The organism is Actinoplanes sp. 13 (assembly GCF_056134165.1).
In genome coordinates this window covers 207,826-230,608 of record NZ_JBVYOQ010000009.1, presented here as the reverse complement: position 1 = coordinate 230,608, position 22,783 = coordinate 207,826, and the positions used below count along the sequence as shown (strand labels likewise).

19 protein-coding genes are annotated in these 22,783 nt (G+C 73.1%); 14 read left to right on the top strand and 5 right to left on the bottom strand.

The features are described 5' to 3' along the window. Positions 1-53 precede the first annotated feature (53 nt). Genes AC0NH5_RS20615 through AC0NH5_RS20595 form a run of 5 tightly spaced genes read right to left on the bottom strand, consistent with a single transcriptional unit; the run spans position 54 to position 4,208 of the window. Positions 54-893, bottom strand: a complete 840-nt coding sequence (locus AC0NH5_RS20615; protein ID WP_474406166.1) for an alpha/beta fold hydrolase — start codon at positions 891-893, stop codon at positions 54-56. After that, on the bottom strand, positions 890-1,756 hold the full coding sequence (locus AC0NH5_RS20610) for an SDR family NAD(P)-dependent oxidoreductase (RefSeq protein ID WP_474406164.1): 867 nt from the start codon (positions 1,754-1,756) through the stop codon (positions 890-892). Before AC0NH5_RS20610 ends, AC0NH5_RS20615 begins: the two co-directional genes overlap by 4 nt. Continuing rightward, positions 1,753-3,222 carry a flavin-containing monooxygenase gene (locus AC0NH5_RS20605; protein ID WP_474406162.1) on the bottom strand — a complete coding sequence of 490 codons (1,470 nt, stop codon included), beginning with the start codon at positions 3,220-3,222 and terminating at the stop codon, positions 1,753-1,755. Before AC0NH5_RS20605 ends, AC0NH5_RS20610 begins: the two co-directional genes overlap by 4 nt. Continuing rightward, positions 3,212-3,511, bottom strand: coding sequence for a DUF4873 domain-containing protein (locus tag AC0NH5_RS20600; protein ID WP_474406160.1), 300 nt, complete (start codon positions 3,509-3,511; stop codon positions 3,212-3,214). Before AC0NH5_RS20600 ends, AC0NH5_RS20605 begins: the two co-directional genes overlap by 11 nt. Then, positions 3,501-4,208 carry a TetR/AcrR family transcriptional regulator gene (locus AC0NH5_RS20595; RefSeq protein ID WP_474406157.1) on the bottom strand — a complete coding sequence of 236 codons (708 nt, stop codon included), beginning with the start codon at positions 4,206-4,208 and terminating at the stop codon, positions 3,501-3,503. The genes AC0NH5_RS20600 and AC0NH5_RS20595 overlap by 11 nt, the downstream gene beginning before the upstream one ends. A gap of 62 nt (positions 4,209-4,270) precedes the next feature. Between AC0NH5_RS20595 and AC0NH5_RS20590 the strand changes: the two genes are divergently transcribed. From AC0NH5_RS20590 to AC0NH5_RS20525, 14 genes are all read left to right on the top strand, one after another. Beyond that, positions 4,271-5,155, top strand: a complete 885-nt coding sequence (locus AC0NH5_RS20590) for an AurF N-oxygenase family protein (protein ID WP_474406156.1) — start codon at positions 4,271-4,273, stop codon at positions 5,153-5,155. A gap of 552 nt (positions 5,156-5,707) precedes the next feature. Further along, the gene (locus AC0NH5_RS20585; protein ID WP_474406153.1) at positions 5,708-5,926 is read left to right on the top strand and encodes a hypothetical protein; all 219 of its coding nucleotides are present in this window, start codon (positions 5,708-5,710) and stop codon (positions 5,924-5,926) included. A 179-nt stretch (positions 5,927-6,105) separates the two neighbouring features. After that, positions 6,106-7,203 (top strand): uroporphyrinogen-III synthase, encoded by a 1,098-nt coding sequence (locus tag AC0NH5_RS20580; protein ID WP_474406216.1) that lies wholly within the window; start codon positions 6,106-6,108, stop codon positions 7,201-7,203. 228 nt (positions 7,204-7,431) lie between these two features. After that, on the top strand, positions 7,432-8,091 hold the full coding sequence (locus tag AC0NH5_RS20575; RefSeq protein ID WP_474406151.1) for a sirohydrochlorin chelatase: 660 nt from the start codon (positions 7,432-7,434) through the stop codon (positions 8,089-8,091). 110 nt (positions 8,092-8,201) lie between these two features. Further along, a complete protein-coding gene (gene nirB, locus AC0NH5_RS20570) occupies positions 8,202-10,661 on the top strand; it encodes a nitrite reductase large subunit NirB (RefSeq protein ID WP_474406148.1) in 2,460 nt (819 codons plus the stop codon). Next, complete coding sequence (locus AC0NH5_RS20565) at positions 10,658-10,969, top strand: Rieske (2Fe-2S) protein (protein WP_474406145.1); 312 nt, start codon at positions 10,658-10,660, stop codon at positions 10,967-10,969. The genes nirB and AC0NH5_RS20565 overlap by 4 nt, the downstream gene beginning before the upstream one ends. 1 nt (position 10,970) lies before the next feature. Continuing rightward, positions 10,971-12,308, top strand: coding sequence for an MFS transporter (locus tag AC0NH5_RS20560; RefSeq protein WP_474406142.1), 1,338 nt, complete (start codon positions 10,971-10,973; stop codon positions 12,306-12,308). Between the two features lie 152 nt (positions 12,309-12,460). Continuing rightward, entirely contained in the window at positions 12,461-12,907 is a 447-nt protein-coding gene (locus AC0NH5_RS20555) for a hypothetical protein (protein ID WP_474406140.1), read from the top strand. A 90-nt stretch (positions 12,908-12,997) separates the two neighbouring features. Further along, positions 12,998-13,501, top strand: coding sequence for a maleylpyruvate isomerase family mycothiol-dependent enzyme (locus tag AC0NH5_RS20550; protein WP_474406137.1), 504 nt, complete (start codon positions 12,998-13,000; stop codon positions 13,499-13,501). A 62-nt stretch (positions 13,502-13,563) separates the two neighbouring features. Beyond that, positions 13,564-15,441, top strand: a complete 1,878-nt coding sequence (locus tag AC0NH5_RS20545) for a zinc metalloprotease (protein ID WP_474406134.1) — start codon at positions 13,564-13,566, stop codon at positions 15,439-15,441. A 95-nt stretch (positions 15,442-15,536) separates the two neighbouring features. Beyond that, on the top strand, positions 15,537-18,491 hold the full coding sequence (locus AC0NH5_RS20540; RefSeq protein ID WP_474406131.1) for an FtsX-like permease family protein: 2,955 nt from the start codon (positions 15,537-15,539) through the stop codon (positions 18,489-18,491). Continuing rightward, positions 18,488-21,148 carry an FtsX-like permease family protein gene (locus tag AC0NH5_RS20535; RefSeq protein ID WP_474406129.1) on the top strand — a complete coding sequence of 887 codons (2,661 nt, stop codon included), beginning with the start codon at positions 18,488-18,490 and terminating at the stop codon, positions 21,146-21,148. Before AC0NH5_RS20540 ends, AC0NH5_RS20535 begins: the two co-directional genes overlap by 4 nt. After that, the gene (locus AC0NH5_RS20530) at positions 21,148-22,083 is read left to right on the top strand and encodes an ABC transporter ATP-binding protein (RefSeq protein ID WP_474406126.1); all 936 of its coding nucleotides are present in this window, start codon (positions 21,148-21,150) and stop codon (positions 22,081-22,083) included. The genes AC0NH5_RS20535 and AC0NH5_RS20530 overlap by 1 nt, the downstream gene beginning before the upstream one ends. After that, positions 22,080-22,760, top strand: a complete 681-nt coding sequence (locus AC0NH5_RS20525; RefSeq protein WP_474406123.1) for an ABC transporter ATP-binding protein — start codon at positions 22,080-22,082, stop codon at positions 22,758-22,760. The genes AC0NH5_RS20530 and AC0NH5_RS20525 overlap by 4 nt, the downstream gene beginning before the upstream one ends. Positions 22,761-22,783: the final 23 nt, after the last annotated feature.

Below are 22,783 nucleotides of genomic sequence, written 5' to 3'. Positions count from 1 at the left end.
GGGCCCGGGCGGCGAAACCTCAGCCGCCGCCCGGGCCGGGTCCCCGCAAAGGGCTAGACCGACACCGACGCCAGCATCGGCCGCACCAGGGCCGCGAACTCCGCCGGCCGCTCGATCTGCGGCATGTGCCCCGTGCGAGCGAACATGTGCGACTCCGCGTGCGGGAACGCCGCCCGGGCCGCCGCCAGGTGTGCGCACGGCAGGATCAGGTCCCGCTCACCCCAGACGATCATCGTCGGTTTGACGTGGTCCTTCACCCGGGCCAGCAGGTCCGTGCGCCAGCTCGCGCCGACGCCGCGGAAGCCGCCGAGCGCCTTGGCCATCTCCAGGTAGACCGCGGCGAAGTCCGGCTGCCGGGCGATCCGGACGGCCATCTCCACCCGCTCCGGCGTGACCATCGCCCGGTCGGCGAACAGCGACCGTTCCACCCGCGGCGCCGTCCACCGGTCGATGCGGCGCAGCATCTGCCGCCCCAGCACGGGCACCGACAGCAGGCGCAGCGCCGCGGTCACCTCCCGCCCGAAGCCGGCGCTGTTGACCAGGGTCAGTGTGGACACCCGCGACGGCGCGCCGGCCAGCATGGTCATCGCCACCGCGCCGCCGAGCGAGTTGCCCATCAGGTGTACCGGCCGGGTCTCGCCGAGGGTGTCGAGCGTCGCCCACACCCCGTCGGCGAGCGCCGGCAGGGTGGTCGGCACCGGCAGCCGCTGCGACAGCCCGAACCCGGGCATGTCGATGCTGATCACGCGGAACGACGGGTCCAGCTCGTCGTGCTGCGCCGACCAGTCCTCCAGGCTGCGGCCGATGCCGTGCAGCACCACCACGGGCGGCGCGCCCTCGTCCCCGCTCGCGTGGAAACGCACGCGCGTACCCCGTACCTCCAGGAAGGTCATCGCCGGACCACCGCCTTGGCCGCGCCGCCGCCGCGGGCGACCGTGAGCGCGCGCACGATCCGCGCGTGACCGACCGGCAGAAGCCGGGCCAGGATGTCCGGCGCCTTGGCGCTGGCGGCGATGAGCAGCCGCGCCTGCCGCTTCGCGACAGCGCGCAGGATCTGCTCCGCGGCCTTGTCGGCGGGATAGCTGAGCAGGGCGGCGAACAGCTTGCGGTTGGGTTCGACCTCTTCTTCCGGTACGCGTGAGCCGACGAGCGCGGACTCGGCGATGCGGGTCCGGATGCCACCGGGATGGACCGTGGTCACCCCCACGCCGTTCTCCGCAAGTTCCGCGCGCAGCGACTCGCTGAGCCCGCGCAGCGCGAACTTGCTGGCGCTGTACGCGCTCTGCCCGGGCGGCGCGATCAGCCCGAACAGGCTGGACACGTTGACCAGGTGCGCGCCCGGCGTGGCGGTCAGCGCCGGCAGCAGGGCGTGGGTGAGCAGCATCGGAGCGCGGAAGTTCACGTTCATCACGGTCTCGAACTGCTCGACCGACACCTGGTCGAAGCGCCCGCCCAGCGCGATCCCGGCGTTGTTGATCAGCAGGCCGACGGCCGGGTGCTCGGCGAGCACCTCGGCGGCGACCGCCTCGACGGCCGCGCGGTCGGCCAGGTCGGCGACGATCGTCCGCACGGCGATGCCCGGGTGAGCCGTCCGGATCCGATCAGCAACCGCCGTCAGCCGGCCCTCGTCCACGTCGACCAGGACCAGCGAGCTGCCGCGCGCGGCCAGGCCGTACGCCAGTTGCTCGCCGATGCCGCCGGCCGCGCCGGTGAGCACGGCGGTCCGCCCGGCGAACCGGTATCCGGGGAGTCTCATCGCACAACCTCTTCCTTCGGCAGGGGAGCGGTACGCCGGGTGAACGTCATGTCCCGGGTCACGTCGGCGCGCGGCGTGGTGACCACGTCGCGCAGGTAGTTCTGCCGCACGATCCACGGGTCGCGGTCGCCCTGCACCGGGAACTTGTCGAGTGCCCGCTGCACGTAACCGGAGGAGAGGTCGAGCAGCGGCCGGCCGGCGGCGGCGGGCGCGGTGGGGGTGGCCGTCGCGTACCCGTGGCGGTCCAGGTGGTCGAGCAGCTTGAGCACGTAACGGTGGGACAGGTCGGCGCGCAGCGTCCAGGACGCGTTGACGTACCCGATGCAGTACGCGAAGTTCGGCACGCCGCTGAGCATCAGCCCGCGGTAGGAGGCCCGCCCGCCCACCTCGACCGGCTCGCCGTCGAGGGCGAGGTCGATACCGCCGACCGGCAGCAGCGACAGCCCGGTCGCGGTCACCACCACATCCGCCTCGAGCACCGTGCCGGACCTCAGCCGGATCCCCTCGGGCACGAACCGGTCGATGTGGTCGGTCACCACCGACGCCCGCCCGGACGTGATCGTGGTGTAGAGGTCGCCCGACGGGATCACGCAGAGCCGCTGGTCCCACGGGTCGTACCGGGGCTTGAAGTGCTCGTCCACGTACCCCGGGTTCTGCAGGAAGCGGATCGCGATGCCGCGCAGCGTGCGGCGCACCAGTTGCGGCCGGCGCCGCGCCAGCTGGTAGAAGGCCTGGGTCAGCAGGATGTTCTTGGCGCGGGCGACGCGGTTGGCCGCCCGTGGCGGCAGCAGGCGGCGGGCCAGGTCGGCGAGCACGTCCCGGTCCGGGAGCGGGGTGACGTACGACGGCGAGCGCTGGAGCATCGTGACGTGCGCCGCGTCGCCGGCCATCGCGGGCACCAGCGTGACAGCGGTGGCGCCACTGCCGATGACGACCACGCGCTTGCCGCGGTAATCCAGGCCGGCCGGCCAGAACTGCGGGTGCACCACCTGCCCACGGAACTCGCCGAGGCCCGGGAAGTCCGGCTGATATCCCTCGGTGTAGCTGTAATAGCCGGCGCAGCCGTAGAGGAATCGGCAGGTGTAGACGTCACCGGCGGCGGTGCGCACGGTCCAGCGGGCGTCGGCGGTGGACCAGTCCGCGCGCACCACCCGCGCGCCGAACCGGATGTGCCGGGTGATGCCCGCCTCCTCGGCGGTCTCCTCGATGTACCGGCGGATCTTGTCGCCGGACGCCAGGGACTCCGGTTCGCGCCACGGCCGAAAGGGATAGCTGAGGGTGTACATGTCGGAGTCCGAGCGCACGCCCGGGTAGCGGAAGAGGTCCCAGGTGCCGCCGATCGCGTCCCGGGCCTCCAGGATCGCGTAGGTGTCGGCGGGCCGTTGCTTCTGCAACCGCCAGGCGGCGCCGATGCCGGACAGGCCGGCGCCCACGATGACAACGTCGAAGTGCTGGTCAGTGGGCATTCTCGACCTCCGAAGGAGCAAGCCACGGCGGGGTGCCGATCCCGGAGAGCCGAACTCCGCCCCACGGGTCCGGCTCGCTCAGTCGCACCGGGATACCCGGAAAACCCGGGACGATCAACGTCGCCTCGCGCAGGCCGCCGCCGACCCGCTCGCGCAGCACGTCGTCCGGCCCGGTCCGCCCGGCCCAGCGGAACCGTCCCTCGATCGGCTCGAACCGTGCCGACATCCGGATCGTGACCGCGATCGGCCCGTCGTCCAGGAGCACGGTGGCCGGTCCCTCATAGATCACGTGCCCACCCCTCGTGTGCCGTCAGCCCGCCGGGGACGTCGGCGGCGCGGCGGATCCCCGCGATGCCGCCCCAGAGGAACGTCGTCAGGTAGTCGCAGAGCGCCGCCCGGCTGATCGGCTGCTGCTGGCGCAGCCACCAGTCGCCCACCGACTGGACATATCCGACCACCCCGTAAGCCCAGGGCAGCGCGGCGCCGGAGTCCAGGCCCCGGGCGCGCAGCCGGTCACCGAGGATCCGGGCCAGGCCGCTGGCCACGGTGTCCACCACGTCGGCGACCACGTCGCGGTGCCGGGCGATGTCCGGCTGGTGCACCACGAACCGGTACAGGTTGAGGTCGTTCTCGATGTGCGCCAGGTAGACGTCGATCGCGGCCCCGATGATCTCGCGTTCCTCGCGGACCGCCGCGACCGCCGGGACCATCGCCTCCACCACCATCGCACCGGCCTGCTGCCCGACGGCCAGCCACAGCTCCGACTTGTCGGCGAAGTACCGGTAGAGCACCGGCTTGCTGACGCCGGCGTGGGCGGCGATCGCCTCCATGCCCACGTCGGGGCCGTGCACCCGGATGGCGTCGATGGCGGCCGCGGTCAGCTCCGCCCGGCGTTGCTCGCGATGGTTCTCCCAGCGGCCGCGGCGGCCGTCGGAACGGTTCGGGCCGCCGGAGCCGGGATTGACGGGTGGGGTGACCGGGCTCATAGTACTAGAAGTAACTGTTACCGCCGGTAACGTCAAGCGTCGTCCTGTTCTCGGAGGCCCTGATGTCCGATCGCGACCGCACCGCCACCCGGCTTCTCCACGCCTCCGCCGAGCACTCCTACGACCCCGAGATGGAGATCGACTGGGCGGCGCCGTTCGCCGAGGGGAAATACTTCGTCCCGCCGCACCGGTCCAGCCTCTACGGCACCGCGATCTGGGACCAGCTCACCGAGGAGCAGCGGATCGAGCTCACCAGGCACGAGGTCGCGTCGATCGCCGGCCTAGGCGTCTGGTTCGAGACCATCCTCATGCAGCTGCTCGTCCGGGAGTACTTCAAGCAGGACCCGACAGCCCCGCACGCCCAGTACGCGCTCACCGAGATCGGCGACGAGTGCCGCCACTCGGTGATGTTCGGCCGCATGATCGCCCGCCTCGGCACCCCGGTCTACCAGCCGCGCGGCTTCAACCAGGCACTCGGCACGTGGATCGCGCACACCGGCACCGGCCCCCGGATGTACGCCGCGATCCTGATCGCCGAGGAGATCCTGGACACCCTGCAACGCGAGGCGATGGCCGCCGAGGATGTGCAGCCGCTGGTCCGGATGGTGTCCCGCATCCACGTCGTCGAGGAGGCCCGGCACGTCCGGTACGCCCGGGAGGAACTGGCCCGGCAGATCCGGACGGCGGGCCGCGGCCGGCTCGCCTTCGACAAACTGGTGATCGGCCGCGCCGCGTACCTGACCGGCACCCGGCTCATCGACCCCCGCGTGTACCGGGCCGTCGGCATCGGCCCGCGGGAAGGCCGGCAGGCGGCGCGGGCCAACCCGCACCACCAGGAGACCATGCGGTGGGCGGGGGAGCGGGTCGTCGCGTTCCTGCGCGACCTCGACCTGATCGGCGGCCCGGGTGCGGCCCTCTGGCGGGCCTCCGGCCTGCTCGGCGTTTGAGTCACCCTCACTGCCGGGTCGCTCTTTCCCCCTATTTCGTACGATCGGCGACCAGTGCCGTGCCTACCCCGCGACCAGCTGCAACTCCAGGCCGCAGCGCGCCCGCCGGGCGGAGGCGCCCGGTCACCCTCACCCCACCGGCCGGCTGCAAGGCGAACCACTGCAGCTGGGCGCCGTGCGTGGGGCGCGGGCCGCGGGTCCCTGGCGAAGGGTGCGGCGCGTGGTGTCGCCGGGGTGTCGCGCGGGGGCGAGGCGGCGCGCGGGGTCCTGGGAGCGAGGCTGCGGCGGGGTCCGGGGAGCGAGGGTGCGGCGCGTGGATTCCGGGACGAGAGGCACAACGCGTGCGTTCCCGGCGGCGAGGGCGCGCGCATGGCCCGCCGAGGCCGGGCCGTAGGCACCCGCGGGCGGGCAGTGGGCCCCGCATCGGGGTGCTGACCCGCAGGGCGAGGCGTCATGTCATGCGGACGGGCCGGTGTGATCCGGACGGTCGGCCGGTGGGCCGGCTGATCTTCCTGTGCGAGCCTGGCGCGACGGCAAGCGCGGGGAGAGACGATGGACGACGCTCTGGTGGCCTACAACGCCGGGCGGGTGGACGGGGCGGCCGGGTTTCGGGACCCGCAGATCGCCGTGGACCCGGAGGTCGGGGCGGACTACCGGGTGGGGCTGATCGACGGGCGGATCGCCGCGTTTCACCACATCGCCGAGATCCGCCGGATTCTGGGTGTGGAGGGTTCGCTCTTCGACCGGCCGGACGATGTCTCCGGGACATGATCAACAGCTCACAACGACGCGATCACGCCAAGTGAACAGCCGTTATTCTCGCGGAAACATGGTCGCGCTCCTCCCGAAATGAGCCCTTAGGACTCTTGCGTCGAGGCTCGGGCAGGACCGGCGGCCAGGCACGACGGCGGCCGGAGCGGGCGTTGGCGGCACAGGATGGGGACCGGATGATCGAGGGCGCACTGGCCGGCTTCACCGTGGCGGTCACGGCGGAACGGCGCCGCACCGAGATGGAGGCGCTGCTGGAGCGGCGCGGCGCGCGGGTGGTCAGCGCGCCGGCCATCACGATCATCCCGCTGATCGACGACGACGCCCTGCACGCGGCGACCGCGGCCTGCATCGGGCTGGAGCCGCACCTGGTCGTCGCCACCACCGGGTTCGGCTTCCGGGGCTGGCTGGAGGCGGCCGAGGGCTGGGGGATGGGTGAGGTGCTGCGGGCCTCGCTGCGCAACGCGCGGATCCTGGCGCGCGGCCCGAAACCGTGCGGCGCGATCCGGGCGGCGGGCCTCATCGAGGAGTGGGCGGCCAAGACCGAGGCCTCCGAGGAGGTGCTGCAGCGGCTGCTCGACGAGGGTGTCGCCGGACGGCGGATCGTGGTGCAGGAGCACGGCGAGCCGCAGACCGAGTTCGTCGCCGCGCTGCGGGCGGCCGGCGCCGCGGTGGTCGAGGTGCCGGTCTACCGGTGGGCGCTGCCGCCGGACGTGGCCCCGGTGAAACGCCTGATCGAGCAGGTCGCGGCCCGGCAGATCGACGCGGTCACGTTCACCAGCGCCCCGGCGGTGAAGGCGTTCCTGCAGCTCGCGGAGGAGGCGCGCGCGGACGTCACGGGGGCGTTCGCGGGCCGCACGCTGGCTGCCTGCGTGGGGCCGGTGACCGCGGCGCCGCTGGTCGAGCGCGGTGTCCCGGTGGTGATGCCGGAGCGCTTCCGGCTGGGGGCGCTGATCAAGACGGTCACCGACGAGCTGCCCCGGCGGGCGTTGCGGCTGCGGGTCGCGGGTTCCACCCTGGAGGTGCGCGGGCACGCCGTGCTGATCGACGGGACCACCCACACGCTGGCCCCGGCGGCGATGGCGATCCTGTCCGCGCTGGCCCGCCGCCCCGGCGCCGTGGTGTCGAAGGACCAGCTGGCCGAGGCGCTGCCGCGGGGCAACGACGGGCACGCGGTGGACGTGGCGGTGGCCCGTCTGCGTGCCGCGCTCGGCTCCGGCAAGCACATCGAGACGGTCATCAAGCGCGGCTACCGCCTGCGCATGGACGAAGCGGCCTGAGGACGAGGCCGCCCGCACGGGAAAGGCGGGACGGGCCCACCCCGCGAAGGCGGGACGGGCGCCGGCCGGCGGGCCGCGACGACGTGTCCGCACCACCACGGTGCGCGTAGCGCGTACCGCCCGAGCAAGAAAGCTGAGGGTCCGGCAAGGGTGCCGGGCCGCAGCCGGCGTGCCCGGCGCCTGCCGGGCCGCTCTCCGCCCTGTCGCACCGACCGCGAGGAGAAGACCGTGACCGAGACCCTGATCGCCGTCGCGCACGGCACCCGCTCGCCCGCCGGCCGTCGGCAGATCCAGGAGCTGGCCGCCGCGGTGGCCCGGCGCCGGCCCGGCCTGGACGTCCGGCTGTGTTACGTCGACGTGCAGGAGCCGAAGGTCGCCGAGATCGTGCCGGCCGCCGGTGCCGCCGCCGTGGTGGTGCCGCTGCTGCTCTCCTGCGGCTATCACGTGCGGGTGGACATCGCCGAGGCCGTCGCCGGCACGGACATCCCGGTGACGCCGCCGCTCGGCCCGGACCCCGTGCTCCGCGAGGCGATGCGCCGCGACCTGCCGGACGCGGACGCCGTGGTGCTGGCGGCCGCGGGTTCCTCGGATCCCGTGTGGCGGGCCGATGTGGACGGTGTCGCCGCCGAGCTGGGCGCGGCCGCCGTCGGGTACACCTCGGGGAGCGGGCCGCGGGTGGCGGACGAGGTGGCGCGCTTGCGCGCGCGGGGCGCCCGGCGGGTCGCGGTGGCCGCCTATCTGCTGGCCGAGGGCCTTTTCTATCGTACGTTGCAGAGCGCCGGCGCCGATGCGGTGACGCCGCCGCTGTGTCACGACCCGGCGGTGGCCGACCTGGTGCTGCGCCGCTTCGACGCCGCCCGGCTCACATCGGCCGGCCGGGCGTTGTAGGGATTATCTGACCTCAGCGTCACCGCAACACGTCCTCCGGGTTAACGGGCGGCCGAGACGCTACGTCCCGTGACGGCGACCGTTCGAGCGCCGGAAGGGACTGGGACCCGATGAAACGTCTCGTTGTGATCGGCAACGGCATGGCCGGCGCCCGCACGGTCGAGGAGATCCTCGCCCGCGACGGCGACTTCAGCATCACGATGTTCGGTGACGAGCCGTACGGCAACTACAACCGGATCATGCTGTCCAACCTGCTCGCCGGGGTGGAGACCGAGGACGGCATCTTCCTCAACGACCTCGCGTGGTACGCCGAGAACGGGATCACGCTGCACGCCGGCGTGAAGATCGAGCGGATCGACCGGCGGGCGAAGGTGGTCCACGGCGACGACGGGAGCCGGACGCCGTACGACAAGCTGATCATCGCGACCGGCAGCAGCGCCTGGACCCCGCCGATCAAGGGCATCCACCACCCCAAGCGCGGTTACCACCAGGGTGTCTTCGCGTTCCGCACGCTCGACGACACCCGCGCCATGATCCGGTACGCCCGGGACCACGAGCGGGCGGTCGTGATCGGCGGCGGCCTGCTCGGCCTGGAGGCGGCCCGCGGCCTGCAGAACCACCTCGGCCACGTGACCCTGCTGCACGCCATGGGCCACCTGATGAACACCCAGCTCGACGAGCGGGCCGGCGCGATGCTCAAGGACAGCGTCGAGAACCGGCTCGGCATCGACGTGATCGTCAACGCGATGACCAGCGAGATCCTGGGCAAGGACCGGGTCACCGGGGTCAAGCTCGCGGACGGCACCGTGATCGAGTGCGACGTCGTGGTGGTCGCCGCCGGCATCCGGCCGAACACCCAGGTCGCCGCGGACAGCGACCTCCCGGTCGAGCGCGGCATCGTGGTGGACGACCAGATGCGGGTGCGCGACGAGCCGGACATCTACGCGGTGGGCGAGTGCGCCCAGCACCGCGGGGAGCTGTACGGCCTGGTCGCGCCGCTCTGGGACCAGGCGAAGGTGCTGGCCGATCACATCACCGGCACTTCCTCCGACGCGGCCTATCTGGGCTCCAAGATCTCCACGAAGCTCAAGGTGGCCGGCATCGACGTCGCGTCGATGGGGTTGCGTGAACCGGAGTCCGACGAGGACGAGGTGATCGTCTACAGCGAGCCGCGCCGGGGGATCTACAAGCAGGTGATCATCCGGGACGGCGTGCTGGTCGGCGCCACCCTGGTCGGTGACAACCGCAAGGCCGCGAACCTGATCCAGGCCTTCGACCGGGGCCTGGCCCTGCCGGAGGAGCGGGCCGAGCTGATGTTCGACATCGGCGGGCCGGCCGCCGAGGAGTCGCCCGCCGAGATGCCCGACGACGCGCAGGTCTGCAACTGCAACGGCGTCAGCAAGGGCGCCATCTGCGGCGTCGTCGAGGGCGGCTGCAAGACGGTCAACGGGGTGATGGACAAGACCCGGGCCGGCAAGGGCTGCGGCACCTGCAAGCCCCTCGTCCAGCGGATCGTCGAGTGGGCGGCCGGCGGCGAGGTCGAGGAGGACCCGGCGGCCTCCTGGTACGTCCCGGGCGTGCCGATGCCCAAGCCCGAGCTGATGGACGCGATCCGCCGGTACGAGCTGAAGAGCGTCTCGTCGGTCTTCGACAAACTGGTCCCCGGCGGCGAGCACGACGCCAAGAGCAAGATGGGCCTCGCCTCGCTGCTCAAGATGATGTGGGCCGACGAGTACGTCGACGAGCGCGACGCCCGCTTCATCAACGACCGGGTGCACGCCAACATCCAGCGCGACGGCACCTTCTCGGTGGTCCCGCAGATGAAGGGCGGGGTCACCACCCCGGCCCAGCTGCGCAAGATCGCCGAGGTGGCCGAGAAGTACGACGTCCCGATGGTCAAGCTCACCGGCGGCCAGCGCATCGACCTGCTCGGCGTGCCGAAGGAGAAGCTGCCGGCGATGTGGGCCGACCTGGACATGCCCTCGGGATACGCGTACGCGAAGAGCTTCCGCACCGTGAAGACCTGCGTCGGCTCGGACTTCTGCCGGTTCGGGGTCGGTGACTCCACCGCGCTGGGCATCGCCCTCGAGGAGCGGTACCAGGGGCTGGAGGGCCCGGGCAAGATGAAGCTCGCGGTCAGCGGGTGTCCCCGCAACTGCGCCGAGTCGTACGTCAAGGACCTGGGTGTGGTCGCCATCGACGGCGGCCGGTGGGAGATCTACGTCGGCGGCGCGGCCGGCGCCCACATCCGCAAGGGTGACCTGCTCGCGACGGTCGACTCACCGGAAGCGGTGATCCGGCTGACCGGCCGGTTCCTCCAGTACTACCGGGAGAACGCGAACTGGCTGGAGCGGACGTACGCGTTCGTGCCGCGGATCGGCATCGACCGGGTCCGCGAGATCGTCGTCGAGGACTCCGACGGGATCGCCGACCGGCTGGACGCCGCCGTGGAGGAGGCCGTGCAGGCCTACAAGGACCCCTGGAAGGAGCGGGCCGAGCCGGCCACGCCCGGACAGTTCCGCACCTCTCTCCCGTTGACCGTTCTCCCACAGGTTCCGGTGCGCGCATGACTCTTCCCACGGCAGTGATCCTCGGCAACCTGACCGACATCCCGCTCGGCGAAGGACGTACCTACGCCGTGGACGGCGAGATGATCGCCGTCTTCCGGCTCCGCGACGGCTCCCTGCGCGCGGTCTCCGCGGTCTGCCCGCACAAGGGCGGCCCGCTCGCCGATGGGCAGATCGACAACCGGGTCGTCGTCTGCCCCCTGCACCTCAACGCTTGGGACCTCGCCACCGGGTGCTCCCAGTCCGGCCAGCCCAACATCACCGTCTACCCGGTCCGGGCCGACGGCGACCAGATCGTCCTGGGAGAGTGACATGACTGCTGTTGTCGAGCGGCCCACCGCCACGAGTACCGTCCGCGGCCACTGGATCGACGACTGGCGGCCCGAGGACCCGGCGTTCTGGGCCAACGGCGGCGCCACCATCGCCCGCCGCAACCTGATCATCTCGATCTTCTCCGAGCACATCGGCTTCTCGGTGTGGACGCTCTGGTCGGTGCTGGTCCTCTTCCTCGGCCCGCAGTACGGCATCGACCCGGCGCAGAAGTTCCTGCTCACCGCGGTCCCCGCACTGGTCGGCGCGGCGCTGCGCATCCCGTACACGTTCGCGGTGGCACGTTTCGGCGGGCGGAACTGGACGGTCATCAGCGCCTCCCTGCTGCTGGTGCCGTCGGTCGCCGCGGCGTTCCTGGTCGAGCCCGGCGTCTCGTTCAGCACGCTGCTGATCCTCGGCGCCCTCGCCGGCGTCGGCGGCGGCAACTTCGCCTCCTCGATGGCGAACATCAACGCGTTCTACCCGGACCGGCTCAAGGGCTGGGCGCTCGGCATCAACGCCGGCGGCGGCAACCTCGGCGTGGCGGTGGCGCAACTGGTCGGCCTGTTCGTGCTCGCGGTCTTCGGCGCCGGCTCGCCGGGCATCGTGGCCGGCATCTACATCCCGTTCATCGTGATCGCGGCGGTCGCCTCGGCCCTCTACATGGACAACCTGACCCAGGCCCGCAACGAGAAGCGCGGCATGCGCGACGCCGCCCGGGAGCCGCACACCTGGATCATGGCGGTGCTCTACATCGGCACCTTCGGCTCGTTCATCGGCTTCGGCTTCGCGTTCGGCCAGGTGCTGCAGGTGCAGTTCGCCGAGCAGTTCGACACCCCGATCAAGGCCGCGTACCTCACGTTCCTCGGCCCGCTGCTGGGTTCGCTGATCCGGCCGTTCGGCGGGGCGCTCGCCGACCGGCTGGGCGGCGCCCGGGTCACCTTCGTCAACTTCATCGCGATGGCCGCCGGCGCGTCGATCGTGCTGATCGCCTCGCAGCAGCGGTCCCTGCCGCTCTACCTGGTCGGCTTCATCTCGCTGTTCATCCTGAGCGGGCTGGGCAACGGATCGACCTACAAGATGATCCCGGCCATCTTCCGGCAGAAGTACGCCGGCGACGAGCACCAGTCCCGGCGCATCTCCGGCGCGGTCATCGGCATCGCCGGCGCGGTCGGCGCGGTCGGCGGCGTGCTGGTGAACCTGGCCTTCCGGCAGTCGTTCCTGACCTACCGGGACGCCGACGCGGCGTACATCGGGTTCATCGCGTTCTACGCGCTCTGCGTGCTGATCACCTGGACCGTCTACCTGCGACCGGCAGCGCGCACCCGGATCGCCGTCTGAGGTTCCTCCCGCGAAAGCCGCACCCGGTCCGGGTGCGGCTTTCGCCGTTTCGGCGATCTGTCACCCGTTCGTGGCGGCGGCGCGGGCATTATCGGACGTTTCATGCCTTTACGATGCCTCTTGTCCGAATTACCTTCCAGAGAGGTGATCTCATGAACAAGCTCACCAGGGCTTTCGTCATGTCAGGTGTCGCGGTCGCCGCGGGCCTCACCATGGCGACCGCCCCGGCCGTGGCTTCGCCGTCGGCGCCGTCCGCCCCCGCGGTCGTGGCCGACAAGCCGAGCGCGACCAAGGGCTCCACCAAGCCGGGCCTGACCACCCAGGTCAAGTTCCGCGAGCGGATCCACGACTACTACCGCAGCCCGCGGACGTGCCAGAAGGTCGGCAAGATCGGCCAGTTCCAGCGCAAGTGGGTCCGGTTCCAGTGCTTCCAGGTCTGGCGCGGCTTCCACCGCGGCGACTGGGCGCTGAAGGTCTACTACGGTGGGCACTTCAACCACGGCTGGCCGCACCGGGGCGACGACCACCAGGGCTGGCCGCACCGTGACAACGACGACCGGGGCTGGCCGCACCGCGGCAACGACTGGAAGCAGAACTGAGCTTCCGCTCGTAGCCTCTGATCGAAGCCCGGCCCGGAACGCTCGGGCGGAGCCCTTCTGATCGGCCGAGGGCCGCATCCCGTCACCGGGGTGCGGCCCTCGCCCCTGTTGGCCCGCCGTGACCGCGCCTACGATGCTGAGAACCGGACGCGCGGCGGCATGCACCCCACCATTCGGGACGCCGCGCGCCGGCGGGCGGCCGCATGGACTCCGGAGCAGATCGTCGCCGACCTGCGCGCCACAGCAGCGCGCCGCCGGCGCAACCTCGGCGTCACCCCGCTCGAGACCCTCATCGACCTGCTCGTCCACGGGCAGGACATCGCGCTCCCGCTGGGCCGCGACCACCCGGTGCCACCGGCTGCGGCGGTGGTCGCCCTCCAGCGGCTGCTGACGATGCGGTTCCCGCCGCCCCAGCCGTCGGTGCGCGCCGCCGCCGGCCTGCGGCTGGTCGCGAGCGACGCCGACTGGTCGTACGGCCACGGCGCCGAGGCGCGCGGCCCGGCCGCCGCGCTGCTGCTCGCCTGCGCCGGGCGCAAGGCCGCGCTGTCGCACCTGACCGGCCCCGGTGCCGAACTGCTCACTGCCCGTCTCTAGACCTTCCCATCGGCACGTGTTGATGGCAGCGTGTCCACATGAGATGGAGAAGCCCCTTAGTCGTGACGCTCGTCGCGGCTCTCGTGGTGGCCTCGGCGGGACCCGCCGCCAGCGCCGCCGCGCCCAAGCTGGGTTATCTGGACCCCGGTGGGCAGCCCCGCCTGGTCGAGAGGCTGCCGGTCAACGTGGTCTTCGTCGGCTACGAGCCGAAGCAGGTGGCCAAGAGCGGCTTCCTGGCCGAGCTGGCCGGTTCCTATGAGCCGGTGGTGCGTTCCCGCCTCTCCTACGGGGTCACCGAGAAGCTCGGCATCACCTACAAATATGACTACCGGCTGACATACACCGACAAGCGGTACGAGGACCGGTTCTTCGGCCAGCTCTCGAACCTCGCGAAGCCGGCGCCGCTGACGTTGTTCCAGCAGGAGTACAACAACCAGCAGAACAACGTGCTCGACATCCCGGACAACCACACCATCGACGCGCCCAGCGTGGAGAAGTGGCTGGCCTTCCACCCGCCGTCCGGCGTGGACACCCGGCGCAACACCGTGTTCTTCGTGAACTGGTACGGGCGGTCCGACTTCAAGCACCACGTCTACACCAAGCTCGGCGAGCCCGACCCGGACACCGGCAACGACTTCGGCGCCGTCCGGGAGAGCCGCAAGGTGATCGCGTGGGGCGGCACCACCGCTGACGACGAGGAGACCGGTCTGGGCGCGACCCGGCGGGTCTGGTTCCACGACCTGTCGGCCGGCCCGGAGTCGTGGACCACGAACTTCGAGGTCGACACCCCGGACCTGGACGGTGACGGTGTGCTCGACTACCGGATGCCGCCGATCTGGGAATACTCGGCCGACGGCTTCCGGTCGCCGAGCGCCCTGGCCGGTGACCTCGGCAAGATCACCCGGTACGTGGCGTTGAACCTGCTGTTCACCACCTCGCCGCTCTACCCGGTGGAACTGCCGTCTCCGGAGCCGCCCAAGTCGATCAACCTGGACGACAACACGTACGAGGGCTGGCCCGGCGTGGACGCGTCCGAGCAGTACTCGACGCCGAGCCTGCTCAAGGCGGAGCTGGCCGAGCTGCGCTGGCGCAACCGGCTGAGCTACGACAGCCAGGACCTGCCGTACGACGCCCGTGCCCAGGAGTGCTACCTGGGGCTGCTCGCCGGCGAGTCCTGCTACCCGGAGACCGGCCTGCCGGCCTTCGCGAACCTCTACCTGTTCAACCGGGAGAACCTGGACCGGGCGCTGGACGACGAGGGGCGCGTCGACTACGAGCTGCCGATGTTCAACTACGCCGTCGGCGAGGGTGTCGGCTCGCCGGCGCTCGGCTTCGCCGACGACGACTACGTCAGCGGCACCCAGAGCTACGTGTTCTCGTTCGTCTCCCCGGAGATCGTCGCCTCCGGGTACGGCCTGACCACCACCCAGATCCACGAGGTGGGCCACCACCTGGGCCTGAGCCACCCGCACGACGGCTACGACAGCGCCACCGGTGTCGACTACGGCCCGTCCGGCGAGTTCTGGTTCGTCAACGCCGGCGACGAGAGCAACTCGATCATGAGTTACATCGACGTGAACTGGGACTTCAGCCAGTTCGACCGGGACAACAGCGACCGGTTCCTGACCGCCGCGTACTGGGAGGCCGCCAACCGGCTGGCCGCCACGGTGCCGGCCGGCAAGGGCCACACCCGGCTGAAGGCGGCCGACGCGATCCTCGCGCTGGCGGCCAAGGCGTTCGCCGCGCACGAGTACCGCGCGGCGTACACCCTCGCGGAGAAGGCGTACGACACGGTCCGCGGCATTCCGGGCGTGGACACCGCCGGGGTGGCGAGCGCGCTCAAGGCCGAGGCCGCGGACGCCCGCCGCACCACCACCCTGCACGAGCCGAACGAGTTCATCGACACGCTGGCGCCGGAGAGCCCCCGAAGCCAGCCGTAACGAAACATCAGACAGAAACGCGTCAGCGGGCCGGTGGGATCACCGGCCCGCTGTCCATATGGCAAGATCCGCCGCATGGTCGTCCCGGTTCGCCCATGGCGCTGATCGTCCGGCGCGCGGCAGCCGCCAAAGGGCTTCTCGCGGCCGGCGCCGCCGTCATGTTCATCGCCGTTCTGCTGCTGGCCGGTCTGACGGCCTACACCGGCGCCGCCGGGGAGGCCGGGATCCGGTCCGCGGTCGCCGCCGCCGGCGCGGCGGAACGCGCGGTGCTCGTCCGGGGCGCCGGCGGCCCCCGGCTCGCCGAACACGACCGGGCCGTGCGGGAGACGTTCGCCGCCGGCCTCGGTGGCGTCGCGGCCGGTGTGACCAGCGCGGTCTACGGGTCGGGCTGGGCCGTCGACCGCCCGGGCCCGGGCGCGGCCCCCGACTCCAACGGCGTCGTCTACGGCAACCTGGTCGCCCTCGACGACCTGGCCGACCACGCCGTCCTGGTCTCCGGCGAGTGGCCGGCCGGCCCGCGCAGCGCCGCCATCGCCGAGCCCGCCGCCCGGCTCCTCGGCGTGCGGACCGGCGGCACGCTGCGCCTGCTGGACCGCCGCAGCAACCGGCTGGTGCCGGTCACCGTCGCCGGGATCTGGCGGCCCGCCGACGCGCGCGACCCGTACTGGCTGCTCACCCCGGACGTGTTCGCCGGGCGGGCCCCGCAGACCTCCACGCACGGGCCGATCGTCGTGGACCGGGCCGCCTTCGACGCGCGGTTCGCCGCCGGCGCCTCGGCCGGCTGGCTCGTGACGCCCGACCTCACCGATGTGGGATTGGCGCAGGTGGCCCGTACCGCCGAGGCAGCCACCGCGACCAGCGACGGCCTCGCCGAACGCACCGGCCTCGGCACCTCCGCGACGATCACCAGCGGCCTCCCCGGCCTGGCCGACCGCCTGGATCGCGCCGACCTGGTCCGGCGCTCCGCACTGGTCACGCCGATCCTGCTGCTCGCCGTCCTGGCCGGGTACGCGCTGACCCTGGTGGCCCTGCTGCTCGGCGAGGCCCGCCGGGCCGAGACCGCGCTGCTCCGGGCCCGCGGCGCGTCCCGGGTCCGGCTCGCCGCGATGGCCGGGACCGAGGCGCTCGCGCTGATGCTGCCGGCCGGTCTGCTCGCGCCGCCGCTGGCCGTGCTGCTGGTCCGCACCGTCCCGTTCCCCGGTGGCCCGGCTGTTCACCCCCGGCTCGATGCCGTGGTGTGGCTGACCGGAGCCCTCGCGGTCGCCGGCGGCGTCCTCGCGCTGACCGTGCCCGCGCTCCGCCGGGCCCGCACCTATGTCGCCGAGACCGCGACCCGGTCCCGGCTCCCACTGGTCCGCCGGGCCGGCCTGGACCTGGTCGTGGTCGCGCTGGCCGTGATCGGCTGGCTCCAGCTCCGGCAGTACTCCACCCCGGTCGGCGCGGGTCTCGGCATCGACCCGCTGCTCGCCGCCGCGCCGACCTTCGGTGTGCTGACCGGCGCGGTGCTCGCCGTGCGGGTGCTGCCGCCGGTCGCCCGGTTCGCCGCCGCCCGGCTGGGCCGGGGCGGGGCGCAGGCCCGGCTGCTCGGCACCTGGCAGGCCGGCCGCCGCTCGCACCCCGGGCCGATGGTGATGCTCGCGCTCGCGGTCGCCGCCGCGACCGTCTCCTGGGGGTTCGCCGGCACCGCCCGCGGCTCCCTGGACGACCAGGCCGAGCAGCAGGTCGGCGCGAATCTGCGGCTGGTCGAGGCGGCCGGTACCGCCCCGCCGGACCGGCCGGCGCAGCTTGCCGCGCTGCCCGGCGCCGGGACGATCGTGCCGGGCTGGCGGGACTCGGTGCCGCTGACCGCGGGCAACGACCCGGCCGAGGTGGTGGTCGTGAACGCCGACGTCGCCGGGTCCGTGGTGCGGGCCCGCGAGGACGCCACCGGCGGGCCGCCCGCGGAGCTGTTCCGGCAGCTCGCCGCCGCCCGCGAGGTGGAGCACGCGAACGAGTTGCGGCCGGGCCGGATCGTCACGAGCGGCCGGGCGCGCACCACCGCGATCTTCGCCGACGGCCGCCGCATCGACCTGGGGGAGAGCGACCGGGGCCGGCCGCTGGACTTCGACGCCGCCGGACCGGGACTGGCCGGTTTCGTGGTGGACCCGGGGCCCGCGACCGTCAGCTGGCGGATCAGCGGTCAGCAGGGGGAGTGGCAGGCGGTGGGACGCGACGGGACGACCGAGGTCGCCGACGCGGGCGGGCGGCTGCGCTACGCCGGCCGGTTCGCGGTCGCGCGGCGCGCCACCCGGTCGGCGGTGCCGGTCGCGATGACCCCGGCCGCCCTCGCCCAGCTGAACCTCCCCGTCGGCAGGAACTCGTTCCTCGGCGTGGCCGGCGTCAGCGTGCCGATCAAGGTGGTCGCGGTCGTGGAGCGGGTGCCCGGCACGTCCGGCGGCGCCGCGATCCTGGCCGACCGCGCCGCCCTCGACGCCCGGCTCTTCGAGGGCTGGGGCATCGTGCAGAACACCGGCGAGTGGTGGCTGAGCGGCACCCCGGCGGGCGTCCACGACCTGCCCGGCCTGCGCGTCCTGGACCGGCGCGAGATGGCCGAGGGCGCCGCCCGCGACCCGTTCGGCGCCGGTTCCCGGGTCGCGCTGTTCCTCGCGGCCTTCGGCGCGGTGCTGCTCGCGGCGGCCGGCATCGCCGCCGACTCCCGGGCCACCGCCCGGCGACGTGCCGGTGAGCTGGCCGTGCTGCATACGCTGGGCGCCGGGCCGGGCCTGCTGGCCCGCTCGCTCGTCGTCGAACAGGCCTTCCTGGCCGGCGTGGGCGCGCTGGCCGGTCTCGCGGTCGGCTTGCTGGTGGCGGGCGCGATGGCCCCGCTGCTGGTGCTCACCCCGGCGGCGGTGCGGCCGGTGCCCGAGCCGATCCTCACGGTGGGCTGGCTGCCGACGCTGGGCAGCGTGCTGCTCCTGGTGGGCGTCGCCCTCACGCTGAGCGCGGCGACGGCGGCGTCGGCGGCGCGCAGGCTGCCGGCCGCCCGGTTGCGGCTGGGGGCCGATCAATGACCACCCTTGCTGGTACGCGCAGACGCGTCCTCTCCTACGCCGCTCAACTCGGCCTGCTCGCCGCCCTCGCCGGTCTCGCCGCGTTCCTGGCGTCCGGCCCGCCCCGCCTCGCCAACGACCGCACCGATGCGGGGCTGCGCGCCGACGTGAGCCGGCTCGTCTCCGGCCAGCGCGACCTGACCTTCACCGCCGCGTCCACCAGGACGCGCGACGTCGGCCCGCCGCAGGACCGCTCCGGGCAGCTCGACCCGATCCGGCGGCTGCTGCCCGCGCCGCTGCCCGGCCTGATCACCGAGGCGTGGTACGTCGCCGAGATCGGGCCCGGTCCGGTCTCGGTCAACCGCGTCGACGCGGGCAGCTGCCCCCAGCTGGCCTCGATCCGCCGGCAGACCGGCTCCGACGAGGCGATCCGGATCGTCTCCGGGCGGGCGGCACAGTCGGGTCCGGTCGCCGAGGCCGTCGTCGGGGTGGACGAGGCGAAAGCCCTGAAGGTCAAGATCGGCGACACGGTCACCGTGTCCACCCGGTGGGAGAACGCCACCGTGCGGGTGGTCGGCGTCTACGAGCCCGTCGACCGGGCGGCGCCGTTCTGGGACGACTTCGCGCTGACCCGGGTCGCCTGCCCGAACCCCGCCGAGGGCACCCGGTTCCGTGCCGCCCTGCTGACCGACACCGCCGGCTCCCTGCAGCTCGGCGCGACCACCCTCGAACCGCGGGAACGCTGGCGGTACCGACTCGACGAGCAGCGGCTGACCGCCGACCGGATCGGCGAGCTGACCACCGCGGTCGGCACCGCCCGGCGTCAGCCGCCCGACGGCACCACGCTGATCAGCAGCGTGGACAACACCCTCGCCGAGTTCGACCAGCGGCTGCGGGGGGTCCGGTCGCTGCTGGCCGTGGTCCAGGCCGGGCTGCTCGCCACCATGGTCGGGCTGATCCTGCTCGCCGCCCGCCTCGCCGTGGACCGGCGCCGCGCCGAACATGCGCTGATCCGCGCCCGGGGCGGCGCGGTGTCCGCGATCGGTGGCCGCGCCCTCGCCGAGACCCTCGTCGTGGTGCTGCCGGCAGCGGCGCTGGGCTGGCTGGCCGGGATGGTCACCGGTGGCCGGGCGGACCCCGCCGAGCCGGTCCTGGTCGTGACCGTCGGGTTGCTGGCCGTCCTGGCCCCGGCCGGCTATGCCGCGGCCGGCGCGCGCCGGCCCGACTTCACCGGGCACCGGCAGGACCTGGTGGCGGACCGGCCGTCGCCGCGCCGGATCACTGCGGAGCTGTTCGTGGTGGCGCTCGCGGCCGGCGGGACGTTCCTGGTCCGCAGCCGTGGACTCGACGCGGGGGCGGGCGTCGACCCGTACCTCATCGCCGTTCCGGTTCTGCTGGCCCTCGCCGCCTCCCTGCTGGCGCTGCGCCTCGTGCCGTTGCCGCTGCGCTGGGCCGGGCGGCTCGCCGCCCAGACCCGTGGCGCCGTGGCCTTCCTCGGCCTCACCGCAGCCGGCCGCGGCGCCCCGCTGCGCTCCGGCCCCCTCGCGGTGCTGGTCATCGCGATCGCCACCGGCATCTTCGGCAGCACCGTCACGACCACTGTCGGCCACGCCCGGGACCGGGCCGCCGAACTGGCCGTGCCCGCCGAGGCGGTGGTCACCGGCTTCGCCTTCGGCCCGTCCACCGCCTCGCTGATCGCGGCGGTCCCCGGCACTCGTGGCGCCACCGCGTTCCGGATGGAGTCGGCGGCCGGCATCCGCAGCGACGCCAGCCCGGCGATCACCCAGGCGCAGGCGATGGTCGTCGACACCACCGCCGGCCTGGACCTGCCCGCGGTCCTGAAGGACGCTGTCCGCTCGGACGGCCCGGTGCCCGCGCTGGTCTCGTCGCGCCTGGCCGAGCGGGTCGGCGCGGGCGGCACCGTCGACGTGCAGGGCCGCCGCTACCGGTTCCGGGTGGCCGCGGTCGGCGAGACCGCGCCCGGGTTCGCGGCCGAGACGCGCGACTTTTTGATCGTGCCGTTGCAGGCGCTGCCGGTGCCGGACTTCCAGCCGGTCGTCGCCAACCGGGTTTTGATCCACGGCGGCGACTTCGACGTCGCCGTGGTGCGTGCGGCCGCCGACGCCGGCCAGCGCGAGCAGAGCGAGGCCACCCTCGGGCGGGCCGTCGAGAACTGGGAGCTCGCCATGCCCGCCGTCGTCACCACCCGCGACGAATTCCGGGCCGGTCTCGACGAGCGGGGCGTCGACGGGGTGCTGAGCTTCACCTTTGCCGCCGGGGTGGCCACCTCGGCCGCGCTGGCCCTGCTCGCGGTCGCGCTCACCGTGCTGGCCGGCGCCCCGGCCCGCGGGCGGACGCTGTCGCGTCTGCGCACGCTGGGCCTGTCCTCGGGACAGGGCCGGCGGCTGCTCGTGTTCGAGATCGTCCCGCTGATCGGCGTGGCGGTGCTGACCGGCGGCCTGGTCGGCGTTGCCCTGCCGATCCTGATCGGGCCCGCCCTGGGCCTGGAGGACTTCACCGCCGGCGTGCCCGCCGGCCTCAGCGTCGACCCGCTGCTGGCGGCCGGCGTGCTGATCGTCGCGGTCCTGGCCGTGGTCGCGGCGCTGGTGGTCGAGGACGCCGCCAACCGCCGGATGCGCCTCGGCACGGTCCTGCGGCTGGGAGAGGAGCAGATCTGATGACGCTCGCCGATCTGGAGAGGCGGGCCGCGGAACGCGCGGCCGCCCGTGCCGGTGGCCAGGACCGGTTGTCCGGCCACATCGTCTGCGACGGTCTCGTCCGGATCTTCCGGACCGAGGGTGTCGAGGTGGTCGCCCTCCAGGGCCTCGACCTGGTGGTCGACCGGGGCGAGCTGCTCGCCGTGGTGGGCGCCTCCGGCTCGGGGAAGTCCACGATGCTCAACATCCTGTCCGGGCTGGACGAGCCGACCGCCGGAGTCGCCCGGGTGGCCGGGTACGACCTGCTCGGCATGTCGGCGAAGAAACGCCTCGAATACCGGCGCAAGGTCGTCGGCTTCGTGTGGCAGCAGACCGCCCGCAACCTGCTGCCCTACCTGACCGCCCGGGAGAACGTCGAGCTGCCGATGCGCCTGGCCGGCCGGCGCCGCGGACGCCGGGCCGAGGAACTCCTGGAGATGGTCGGGGTGGCCGACCGCGCCGACCGGCGGCCGGACCAGATGAGCGGTGGTGAGCAGCAGCGCTGCGCGGTCGCGGTGGCCCTCGCCAACGACCCCGAGGTGCTCTTCGCCGACGAGCCGACCGGCGAACTCGACGAGGCCACCGCGGACGAGGTCTTCGGCGCGTTGCGCACTGTCAACGCCGAGCTGGGCGTCACGGTGGTCGTGGTCACGCACGACATGAACGTGTCCGGCCAGGTGCGGCGGGCGGTGGCGATTCGCGACGGCAAAACCGCTTCAGAGGTACGACGTTCCGCACGCATCGCAGCCGATGGCACCGAACAGCACGTCTCCGAGGAATACGCGGTGCTCGACCGGGCCGGCCGCCTGCAATTGCCGGCCGCCTTCGTGGAGGCGCTCAGCCTCCGCGACCGGGTGCGCCTCGATCTGGAACCCGATCACGTGGAAGTCCGCCCCGGCACCGAGGAGTCCGCATGAGTCTGGTGGAGGTGACCGGGCTGGGCCGCGACTACGGCTCCGGCGACCGGGTGGTGCACGCGCTCAGCGACGTCACGTTCACCGTGGCCAAGGGCGAGCTGGTCGCCGTCCGCGGGCGCTCCGGCGCCGGCAAGACCACCCTGCTCAACCTGATCGGCGGCCTGGACCGCGCGGACGCCGGCACCATCACGGTGGCCGGCCGCGAAGTCACCGGCGCGGGTGAGCGGGAGCTGCTGGAGCTGCGCCGGGACGTCATCGGCTTCGTGTTCCAGTCGTTCGGGCTGGTCCCGATCCTCACCGCGGCCGAGAACGTCAGCGTCCCGATGCGGCTCGCCGGACGCGATCCCGCCGAACGCGACCAGCGCGTCGCCGTCCTGCTCGAGATGGTCGGGCTCGGCGGGCAGGCCGCCCAGCGTCCCGGCGAACTCTCCGGCGGGCAGCAGCAGCGGGTGGCGGTGGCGCGCGCCCTGGCGAACGACCCGGACCTGTTGATCGCCGACGAGCCGACCGGTCAGCTGGACTCCGACACCGGGCGCGCGATCATGGACCTGCTGCGTGCGGTGGTGGACGCCCGCGGCATGACCGCCCTGGTGGCCACCCACGACCCGGCCCTCATCGACCGCGCCGACCGCGTCCTCACCCTCCGCGACGGCCGCCTGACCCCCGCCGGCAACTGAAATCCCCGCCACCCGCCCGCAGT

Excerpts from the sequence above, each read along its gene's own strand:
- AC0NH5_RS20615 (WP_474406166.1), bottom strand. The coding sequence starts at position 893 with ATGACCTTCCTGGAGGTACGGGGTACGCGCGTGCGTTTCCACGCGAGC.
- AC0NH5_RS20610 (WP_474406164.1), bottom strand. The coding sequence starts at position 1,756 with ATGAGACTCCCCGGATACCGGTTCGCCGGGCGGACCGCCGTGCTCACC.
- AC0NH5_RS20605 (WP_474406162.1), bottom strand. The coding sequence starts at position 3,222 with ATGCCCACTGACCAGCACTTCGACGTTGTCATCGTGGGCGCCGGCCTG.
- AC0NH5_RS20595 (WP_474406157.1), bottom strand. The coding sequence starts at position 4,208 with ATGAGCCCGGTCACCCCACCCGTCAATCCCGGCTCCGGCGGCCCGAAC.
- AC0NH5_RS20590 (WP_474406156.1), top strand. The coding sequence starts at position 4,271 with ATGTCCGATCGCGACCGCACCGCCACCCGGCTTCTCCACGCCTCCGCC.
- AC0NH5_RS20585 (WP_474406153.1), top strand. The coding sequence starts at position 5,708 with ATGGACGACGCTCTGGTGGCCTACAACGCCGGGCGGGTGGACGGGGCG.
- nirB (WP_474406148.1), top strand. The coding sequence starts at position 8,202 with ATGAAACGTCTCGTTGTGATCGGCAACGGCATGGCCGGCGCCCGCACG.
- AC0NH5_RS20565 (WP_474406145.1), top strand. The coding sequence starts at position 10,658 with ATGACTCTTCCCACGGCAGTGATCCTCGGCAACCTGACCGACATCCCG.
- AC0NH5_RS20560 (WP_474406142.1), top strand. The coding sequence starts at position 10,971 with ATGACTGCTGTTGTCGAGCGGCCCACCGCCACGAGTACCGTCCGCGGC.
- AC0NH5_RS20555 (WP_474406140.1), top strand. The coding sequence starts at position 12,461 with ATGAACAAGCTCACCAGGGCTTTCGTCATGTCAGGTGTCGCGGTCGCC.
- AC0NH5_RS20540 (WP_474406131.1), top strand. The coding sequence starts at position 15,537 with ATGGCGCTGATCGTCCGGCGCGCGGCAGCCGCCAAAGGGCTTCTCGCG.
- AC0NH5_RS20535 (WP_474406129.1), top strand. The coding sequence starts at position 18,488 with ATGACCACCCTTGCTGGTACGCGCAGACGCGTCCTCTCCTACGCCGCT.
- AC0NH5_RS20530 (WP_474406126.1), top strand. The coding sequence starts at position 21,148 with ATGACGCTCGCCGATCTGGAGAGGCGGGCCGCGGAACGCGCGGCCGCC.
- AC0NH5_RS20525 (WP_474406123.1), top strand. The coding sequence starts at position 22,080 with ATGAGTCTGGTGGAGGTGACCGGGCTGGGCCGCGACTACGGCTCCGGC.